The organism is Streptomyces sp. NPDC005803 (assembly GCF_040630435.1).
In the GTDB taxonomy this organism is placed as follows: Bacteria; Actinomycetota; Actinomycetes; order Streptomycetales; family Streptomycetaceae; genus Streptomyces.
The window spans coordinates 220,485-229,166 of the sequence record NZ_JBEXXO010000010.1 but is presented as its reverse complement, the minus strand read 5'-3'; the positions used below and the strand labels follow the sequence as shown (position 1 = coordinate 229,166).

Genomic DNA, 8,682 nt, shown 5'->3' with positions numbered 1-8,682 from the left:
ACTCCGCTTCCCATCCGAGTTAGTCCCACGTTGTCCACCTGGCTCCGGTTCACCGACTGCCTTCGCGCCAGGCGCGCCACAGCCGCGCGTACCGGCCCCCCAGAGCCACCAGTTCCTCGTGCGTCCCCTGCTCCACGACCCGCCCCGCGTCCAGTACGGCGATCCGGTCCGCGGCCATCGCCTGGGTCAGCCGGTGGGCCACGAACAGCGTGGTCCGGCCCGCGCACGCGGCGAGCACGCCCCGTTCCAGCTCGGCGGCGCCCTCACTGCCGGCCTCCGCCGTCGACTCGTCCAGGACCACCACCGGCGACCGGGCCAGCACCAGCCGGGCCAGGGCGATCTGGGCCGCCTTGGTGACGTCCAGGCGCTCACCGCCCTCACCGACCAGGGTCCGCAGTCCGTCCGGCAGCGCGTCGGCCCACGCGCCCGCACCGACCGTCCTCAGCGCGTCCGTCAGCTCGGCGTCGGTCGCCTCCGGCGCGGCCAGCCGCAGATCCTCGGCAAGCGGACCGGAGAACACATGGCTCTCCTGCGTCAGGATGCTCACCAGGGCCCGCGCCCCGGCCTCGTCCAGTCCGGCGAGGTCGTACGGTCCGATCCGCACCGAGCCGGCCTGCGGGGTCCCGATGCCCGCGATCAGGGCGGCGAGGGTCGACTTGCCCGCGCCCGTCGCTCCCACCAGGGCGAGTGAGCCGCCCGCCGGGATCGTCAGGCTGACGTCCCTCAGGACCGGTTCCTCGGCATCGGGGTAGCTGAACGTCAGCCCCTCCACCGTCACCCGGTACGCGCCGGCTTCCGCCGGCGCCTGGGTGGCGTCGCCCACCAGGCGGTGTTCCGCGTCCTCCCCCAGCACCCCGACCAGCCGGGTCAGGCTCGCGCCCGACTTCTGCGCCTCGTCGAAGGTGAACATGATGGCGCCGAGGGGGGTGAACAGCCGGTGGAACACCAGCGGGGCGGCCGACACCTCGCCGAGGGTGGCCGCACCGCCTTCCAGCAGGGCGTATCCGGCCAGCAGGATCAGCACCAGCCCGATGAACTCGGCACGGTTCTCCCGGCCGACGAAGCGGCCGAAGAACCGGAACACCTCGATGCCGAGCTCACGCACCCGCCACGACTCAGCGGTGACCTTCTCGCGGAACGCGCCTTCCAGCCGGTAGGCCCGGACCGTGTCGATCCCGTTCAGGCCGCTGATCAACGCCTGCGCCCGGTCGGCCTGGGCCGCCCGCTGCTTGCGGTAGAGCGGTGCGGACCGGGGGAGGTACCAGCGCAGGGCCAGCGCGTAGGCGGGGAGCGCGCCGGCGCCCGCCAGGCCGAGCCGCCAGTCCAGCCCGAACATGCCGGCCGTGGCGATGGCGACCAGCACCCCCGCCGAGAACACCGTGGGAACGGCCGACCGGATGCCCCTCGACAGTACGGCCACGTCGTCGCCCACCCGCGACAGCACGTCCCCGCGGCCGACCTGCTCGATCCGCGCACTGGGCATCGCCAGCACCGCGCGGACGGCGCCTTCGCGCAGCCGGGCGAGCAGATCCGCGCCCAGCCGCCCGATGAGGTACGCCGATCCCGCGGTGGCCGTCGCCCCCAGCAGCGCGGCGGCCGCCATCAGCACCCCGATCGTGACGAGGAGCTCACGCGACGCACCCTCGACCACCCCGTCGACCACCTGGCCGAGCAGGAGCACGGGGAGCACCTGGAGCGCGGCGCCGGCCACCGTGGTGAGGACCGTGGCGGCTGCCAGCCACGGCACCTCCAGGCAGTGGTCCGTGATCCACCGGGCGGCCTCGCGCCCGGTGGCCGTGCGCAGCGTCGCCGGGGCGGGCCGGATGCCCGTGCTCACACGCGGGCCGGGGCCGGCCGGCCGAGGGTGCGGGCCGATGTCACTGGTCGACCGACTTGACGAGCTCGTCGATCGCGTACGGCAGCGACAGCAGGGTGCCCTGCGAGATGGCCGCGCCGACCGCCGGCCCCTCGCTGTCGAGCAGGTACGACACCCTTCCCTCCTTGACCGCGGACAGGTTGGCGAAGAGCTCGGACTTCTTGAGCGCTTCCTGGTCCGCCTTGTCGTTGATGACGAAGATGCGGTCGACGTCGACGAGGTCCATGCGTTCGGGCGAGAGCACGGTGTAGAACGTGCCGCCCGCGATCTTGTCGATCTCCGTCGCGCCCTTGTAGCCGATGCCGGTGACCAGGCGTCCGCGCACGTCGGTGGTGGTGAACGGCGCCACGGACTTCTCGTACCAGGACAACGCCACCGCGGTCTGGCTCGCGAACTCCGGGTGGGCCCCGGCGGCCGCGTCGAGCTTGCCCTGGATGCCCTTCACCATCGCGGCGCCCTCGGCCTCCTTGCCGAGCGCCTTGGCGATGTGGACCGCGTTGTCCTGCCAGGGCGCGCTGAAGGGTTCCTTCTCGGCCTTGGTGCGGCCCACCGTGGGGGCGATCTTCGAGAGCTTGTCGTACGCGGCCTGGTCGACCTCGGAGTAGACGGCGATGATCAGGTCGGGCCGCAGAGCGGCGATCTTCTCGTAGTTGGGGCCCGCGTCCCCGTTCTTCATGATGACCTCGGGGCGGGTGTCACCCCACTTGTCCTTCACCCAGGGCCACTGGGTGTTGATGTCGGGGGTCTTGCCCGCGGGGTTCGGATACTGGTCGACCATGCCGACCGGCTTGATACCGAGCGCCAGGATGGTCTGGTCGTCCGTGTAACCGACCGAGACGACCCGCTCGGGCGCCTTGGTGATCTCCGTCGATCCGAACGCGTGCTCCACGGTGACCGGGAACGCGCCGGCGGCGGCGGGCGCCTTGTCGCTCGACGCGTCCGTCTCGTCCGCCGAGTCGGAACCGCATCCCGCCAGGAGGCCGATGCCGAGGGTCGCGGCGGACACCGTCGCCGCCAGCCGCCGCCAGGGCTTCGTGGGCATCGTTCTATGGAGGAGCATCCGGATTCCCTTGCCTTCGCACTGTCCACTGAGCCCCTGTAAGGGCAGCCAAACCTTACCCCGAGAAAGTGAGGGTAGCCTAGCCTAACTGTCGTAATTCCTTGTGACGCAACCTAGTTGAGCGACACGTGGGTACGACCGATCGGCACGATGAGGGGCCGGTCGCCCACCGGGTCGTCGATCACCAGCGCGCGCAGCCCGAACGCCTCGTCCAGCAGCTCAGCGGTGATCACGTCGCGCGGGTGCCCCTGCGCCAGGATCGCGCCCTCCCGCATCACGACGACGTTGTCGCTGTACCGGGCGGCCAGGTTGAGGTCGTGCAGCACCATCACGACGGTGCGTCCGGACTCGTGCAGGTCGTCCACCAGGTCGAGCACATCGATCGCGTGCGCCAGGTCCAGATACGTGGTCGGCTCGTCCAGCAGCAGGAGATCGGTGCCCTGGGCCAGGGCCATCGATATCCAGACGCGTTGACGCTGCCCTCCGGACAGCGAGTCGACGGGCCGGTCCGCCAGTTCGGACACCCCGGTCATGGCCAGGGCGGCCGCGACGACGCCGGCGTCGTCCGACGACCACTGCCGCAGCCAGCTCTGGTGCGGATGCCGCCCCCTGGCGACCAGGTCGGCCACCGTCAGCCCCTCCGGGGCCACGGGCGCCTGCGGGAGCAGGCCGAGCTTCTTCGCCACCTCCCTGGTCCTGAGCGCGGCGATGTCCTCCCCGTCCAGCACCACCGCGCCCCTGGCCGGCTTGAGCAGGCGGGTCAGTGTGCGCAACAGGGTGGACTTGCCGCAGCCGTTGGGGCCGATGATCGTGGTGATCACGCCTGGCGGGATCACCACGTCCAGACCGTCGATGACGGTGCGGCCGCCGTATCCGACCGTGACACCCCTGGCTTCCAGCCGTGGTGCGTCCCTGCCCACCGACTCGACCTCGGTGGTGGTGTGGTGAACGGCCACAGGCCCCCCTTTGTCCGGGTAGTCCGACTCGTCTGTCATCTATCTGAGGTTCGCCCGCACCAGCAGGTACACCAGGAAGGGCCCGCCGATCGCGGCGGTGACCACCCCGACCGGGAGGCCGATCGGCAGCGCCGAGCGCGCCACCAGGTCGGATCCGGTCAGCAGCAGCGCGCCGACCAGTCCGGAGGCCACCAGCGGCGGTGTCGGGCACCTCGCCAGACGCATCGCCACCTGCGGTGCCACCAGCGCGACGAACGGAACCGGACCGGCCGCGCTCACCGCCACCGCGGCCAGCAGGACCGCGCACAGCAGCAGGACGGCCCGCACCCTCGTGTGCCGGACGCCGAGGCCGGCGGCGACCTCGTCACCGAGGTGCAGGGGCTTGAGCTGGAAGGCGACGCAGGTCACGACGGCCATCAGGACGAGTGAGCACCACAGCGCCACCCGCACGTCGTCCCACGACCGGTCGTCCAGCGAGCCGACCAGCCACGCCTGGGCCCGTGCCACGTCCCTGATGTCGGCCGAGACCAGAAGCCACGTCGTGACCGCCTCCGTCAGGGCGCTCACCGAAATGCCGATGAGAATGAGCCGGAAGCCGTCGATCCCCCGCCGCCACGCCAGGAAGTACACCAGCAGCCCGGCCCCCAGGCCGCCGGCGAGCGCCGCCGCGGAGAGGCCGACGGAGCCGGCGACCGCCGCGGCGGTCCCGCCCGACACCGTCACCAGGAACACCGCGACCATGCTCGCTCCCCCGGTGATCCCGAGGACGTCCGGGCTGGCCAGGGGGTTGCGCGCGACGGACTGGGTGATCGCCCCGGACACCCCGAGCGCGACGCCCACGAGGAGGCCGGCCAGGGCACGCGGCATCCGTAGTTCCATGATCACGAACTCGTCGACCCGCTCGCCCCGGCCGATGATCGTGGCGATCACCCGGGAGAGGCCGATGGGGAAGTCCCCGACGCCGATGGAGAGGCAGAACACCAGGAACGCCCCGGCCGCCAGCACCAGCGTGACCAGCACGATCCAGGGCCGCCATACGAACGACACCCGGCCGATCCGCACGCCCGGCGCCAACGAGGGCTTCGTCTGTGTCACGTTCACGCACTCCTGAACTTCCCACGCCACACCAGCGCCGCGAAGAACGGGGCGCCGAGGAGCGCGACGACGACGCCCGCGTCCAACTCACCCGGCCTGACCACGAGTCGGCCCACGAGGTCGCAGACCAGGAGCACGACGGCGCCCAGAAGACCCGCGTAGGGCACCAGCCAGCGGTAGTCCGGCCCGGTCAGGTGGCGGGCCACGTGAGCGACCATGAGCCCGAGGAACGCGATGGGGCCGCACGCCGCCGTCGCCGCGCCCGCCAGCAGGGTGATGGCGAGGATGCCGACCGTCCGGCTCAACGCGATGTTCACGCCCAGCCCCCGTGCCACGTCGTCACCCAGGTTCAGCAGGTTGAGGGAGGGCAGCATGGCGAGCGCGAGCACCAGTCCGACCGCGACGAACGCGGCGACCGGCCAGATGACGTCGAAGCCGACGCCCGCCACGGAGCCCGCGTTCCAGAACCGCAGCGCGTTCAGCGACTTCTGGTCCGACAGCGCGACGGCGGTGGTCATGGCCGCCAGGAACACGGTGATCCCCTGACCGGCCAGGGCGAGCGTGAGCGGATTACCCGCGCCCCTGCCGAGGCTCGCGAGCCCGAACACCACGACACCGGCGACCGCCGCGCCCAGGAAGGCGAACCAGGCGTACTGGAACGGATCGGTGAACCCGAACACGGCGATGACCGCGACCACGGCGAACGAGGCGCCCGCGTTCACCCCCAACAGGCCCGTGTCCGCGATCGGGTTGCGCGTGTAGCCCTGGATCAGCGAGCCGCCGGCCCCCAGGGCGATGCCCGCCACGACGGCGAGCACCGTCCGGGGCACCCGTACGGTCCGCACGATGAGCCGGATCTCGGTGAGCCGCTGGTCGGGTTCCGGCGCCGCGAAGAGCCCGTGCCACACCTCGGCGGGGCTCAACGCACGGGCGCCCACGGCCAACGACATCGCTCCCGCGGCCAGAAGGATCACCAGAAGCCCCGCCAGGCCTGCGATCCTGCGTCGGCGGGTGTTCGTCGTGCCACGGAGCGCGGGGCGCTCCACTGCGGTCGTGCTCATGTCGACGTTCGCTGTCCCTTTGATCCACTCGGCACGCGGGGCGATCCCTACAGGTGGTGGCCGCTGCGGCGTGGCGCGCCGCCGTTCTCGCCGACAGCCGGCCGGGCCGCGCCGGAAGCGGGCCCGCGGCCCCGGTCGAGCAGCGAGTCCAGGATCTCGCCGACCCGGATCGCGGTGTTGGACAGCAGCGCCGAGGTGATGCCGTGCGTGTGCTCGGTGCCCCCCTGGAGGTAGATGCCGCAGCGCAGGCCGGAGTCGGTCGTGATGCGGTAGTCGCGCTCCACGCGCACGCGGCCCTGCTCGTCCCGCAGACAGCGGTCGGCGACCTCACCCAGGAGACCGAGCGGGTCGGCGGGGCTGTACCCGGTGGCGAGCACCACCACGTCGGCCTCCAGGAGCGTCTCCTCGCCCGTGACCAGGGACCTCACGGTGGCCCGGACGTTGTCCGGTGTCTCCTTGACCTCCTCCAGCCGCGACACGTTGAGGAAGCGCAGCCGCTCGGCGCCGAGCACCTTCTCCTGGTACATCTGGCGGTACAGGTCGTCGATGAGGTCGATGTCCACCACGGAGTAGTTGGTGTTGCCGTGGTAGTCCATCAGTCTGCGCTTGACGCCTTCGGGAGCGGCGAAGTACTCGTCGACGGCCCCCGGGTCGAAGATCTTGTTGGCGAAGCTGCTGTCGTCGGCGGGGCTGTAGCCGTAGCGGGAGAAGACCGCGCAGACCTCGGCCCCGGGGAAGCGGCGGTGCAGATAGGCGACGTTCTCCGCGGCGCTCTGCCCCGCACCCACGACCACGAACCGCGAGGGCGTGGCCGCCTCCAACGCGTCGACCTTCGCCAGCAGTTCGGAGTTGTGCCAGACGCGTTCGCCGCGCTCGACCCCCTCCGGCAGGAGGGGGCGCAGCCCGGTGCCCATGACGAGGTTGCGGGCGCGGTGCACCGTGAGCCCCTCCCCCGACCGGACCGTCACGTCCAGGTACTCGACGGCTCCGTCCTGGACGACGGGCGTGACGCCGACGACCTCCTGGTCGTAGGAGACCAGGCGGCCGACCCGCGCCGCGGCCCACTCGAAGTAGTCGTGGAACTCCACCCGCAGCGGAAAGAGGTTCTTGTGGTTGATGAAGTCGATCAGCCGCCCCTTGCTCTGCAGGTAGCACAGGAAGCTGAACTCGCTGGCCGGGTTCCGGAGCGTCACCAGGTCCTTGAGGAAGGAGACCTGCATGGTCGCGTCGTCGATGAGCATGCCGCGGTGCCAGCCGAATCGCGGCTGCTGCTCGAAGAAGTGGGCGCTGACCGCCTCCTGGGTTCCGCTGCGTGCGTTGTGCTCGCTGACCGCGATCGCCATGGCCACATTGGACGGCCCGAAGCCGATGCCGATGAGGTCGTGGACCGGTGGTGCGTCGCCAGGAAGAACCTGTGACATGTCACTCCCATCGTGAGGGGAAGCCGCCTGCCAGGTGCGGGGAAAGCGCGATGACCGGGTACGCCGAACGAGCGACCCGGGAGAACTTAGGTGAGCCTAAGCTAATCCTCAGGTGCTGTCGATAGACCGGAACCGGCCAACAGGAGGCGAATGGACCGGCCAACTGCGGCGAGACAACAGCCCGTTGCGACATTAGGTAAGCCTTGCTTTACTGACTCTCGCTCGTCCCTACGCTGAGGAGGAACCCCTATGCGGGTCGTCATGTTCGGTTACCAGACCTGGGGGCACCGCACCCTGCAAGCCCTCCTGGACTCCGAACACGACGTGGTGCTGGTCGTGACCCATCCCAAGAGCGACCACGCGTACGAGAAGATCTGGAGCGACTCCGTCGCCGACCTCGCCGAAGAGCACGGCGTTCCGGTTCTGATCCGCAACCGCCCCGACGACGACGAGCTGTTCGAGCGCCTCACGCAGGCCGCCCCGGACATCATCGTGGCCAACAACTGGCGGACCTGGATCCCTCCGCGCATCTTCGCCCTCCCCCGCCACGGCACGCTGAACATCCACGACTCGCTGCTGCCGAAGTACGCCGGCTTCTCGCCCCTCATCTGGGCCCTGATCAACGGCGAGCGCGAGGTGGGCGTCACCGCGCACATGATGAACGACGAACTCGACGCCGGCGACATCGTCCGGCAGGAGGCGGTTCCGGTCGGACCGGCGGACACCGCCACCGACCTCTTCCACAAGACCGTCGAACTCATCGCCCCCGTCACCACCGGGGCGCTCGACCTCATCGCCGGCGGGCAGACGGAGTTCACCCCGCAGGACCGCTCGCGGGCGAGCTTCTTCCACAAGCGCTCCGTCGAGGACATCCGCATCGACTGGACGTGGCCGGCGCAGGACCTCGAACGGCTCGTACGCGCCCAGTCGGAGCCGTACCCCAGTGCCTTCGCCTTCCACAAGGGCCGGCGTCTGGAGGTCCTCGCGGCGGTGGTCTCCCAGGGCCGCTACGGGGGAACGCCCGGCCGCGTCTTCTACCGTGAGGGAGAGGGCGTGGTGATCGTCGCCGGTGCGGACGCCCGCACCGGCCGCAACCACGGGCTGGCCCTCACGCGCGTCCGCACCGAGGACGGCCGGGAGATGCCCGCGACGGAGTACTTCACCTCCATGGGCGGTTACCTGACCAGCCGGCCCTGACGCACCGGGTTCCGCG

The 8,682-nt window shown here is 70.8% G+C and carries 7 protein-coding genes; 1 reads left to right on the top strand and 6 read right to left on the bottom strand.

What is annotated here, in order from left to right:
* Window positions 1-49: 49 nt before the first annotated feature.
* From ABZ454_RS16925 to ABZ454_RS16900, 6 genes are all read right to left on the bottom strand, one after another.
* On the bottom strand, window positions 50-1,837 hold the full coding sequence (locus ABZ454_RS16925) for an ABC transporter ATP-binding protein (RefSeq protein WP_359538685.1): 1,788 nt from the start codon (window positions 1,835-1,837) through the stop codon (window positions 50-52).
* A 40-nt stretch (window positions 1,838-1,877) separates the two neighbouring features.
* On the bottom strand, window positions 1,878-2,936 hold the full coding sequence (locus tag ABZ454_RS16920; protein WP_359538683.1) for an iron-siderophore ABC transporter substrate-binding protein: 1,059 nt from the start codon (window positions 2,934-2,936) through the stop codon (window positions 1,878-1,880).
* A gap of 113 nt (window positions 2,937-3,049) precedes the next feature.
* Window positions 3,050-3,892 carry an ABC transporter ATP-binding protein gene (locus tag ABZ454_RS16915; protein WP_359538750.1) on the bottom strand — a complete coding sequence of 281 codons (843 nt, stop codon included), beginning with the start codon at window positions 3,890-3,892 and terminating at the stop codon, window positions 3,050-3,052.
* 39 nt (window positions 3,893-3,931) lie between these two features.
* Window positions 3,932-4,993: an iron chelate uptake ABC transporter family permease subunit gene (locus ABZ454_RS16910; protein ID WP_359538681.1), complete on the bottom strand. Its 1,062-nt coding sequence runs from the start codon at window positions 4,991-4,993 to the stop codon at window positions 3,932-3,934.
* Window positions 4,990-6,048 (bottom strand): iron ABC transporter permease, encoded by a 1,059-nt coding sequence (locus ABZ454_RS16905; RefSeq protein ID WP_359538678.1) that lies wholly within the window; start codon window positions 6,046-6,048, stop codon window positions 4,990-4,992. Before ABZ454_RS16905 ends, ABZ454_RS16910 begins: the two co-directional genes overlap by 4 nt.
* Before the next feature lie 47 nt (window positions 6,049-6,095).
* Window positions 6,096-7,469 carry a lysine N(6)-hydroxylase/L-ornithine N(5)-oxygenase family protein gene (locus tag ABZ454_RS16900; protein ID WP_359538676.1) on the bottom strand — a complete coding sequence of 458 codons (1,374 nt, stop codon included), beginning with the start codon at window positions 7,467-7,469 and terminating at the stop codon, window positions 6,096-6,098.
* 249 nt (window positions 7,470-7,718) lie between these two features.
* Here ABZ454_RS16900 and ABZ454_RS16895 point away from each other — a divergent pair, with 249 nt between their 5' ends.
* Window positions 7,719-8,666: a methionyl-tRNA formyltransferase gene (locus ABZ454_RS16895; RefSeq protein ID WP_359538674.1), complete on the top strand. Its 948-nt coding sequence runs from the start codon at window positions 7,719-7,721 to the stop codon at window positions 8,664-8,666.
* Window positions 8,667-8,682 lie beyond the last annotated feature (16 nt).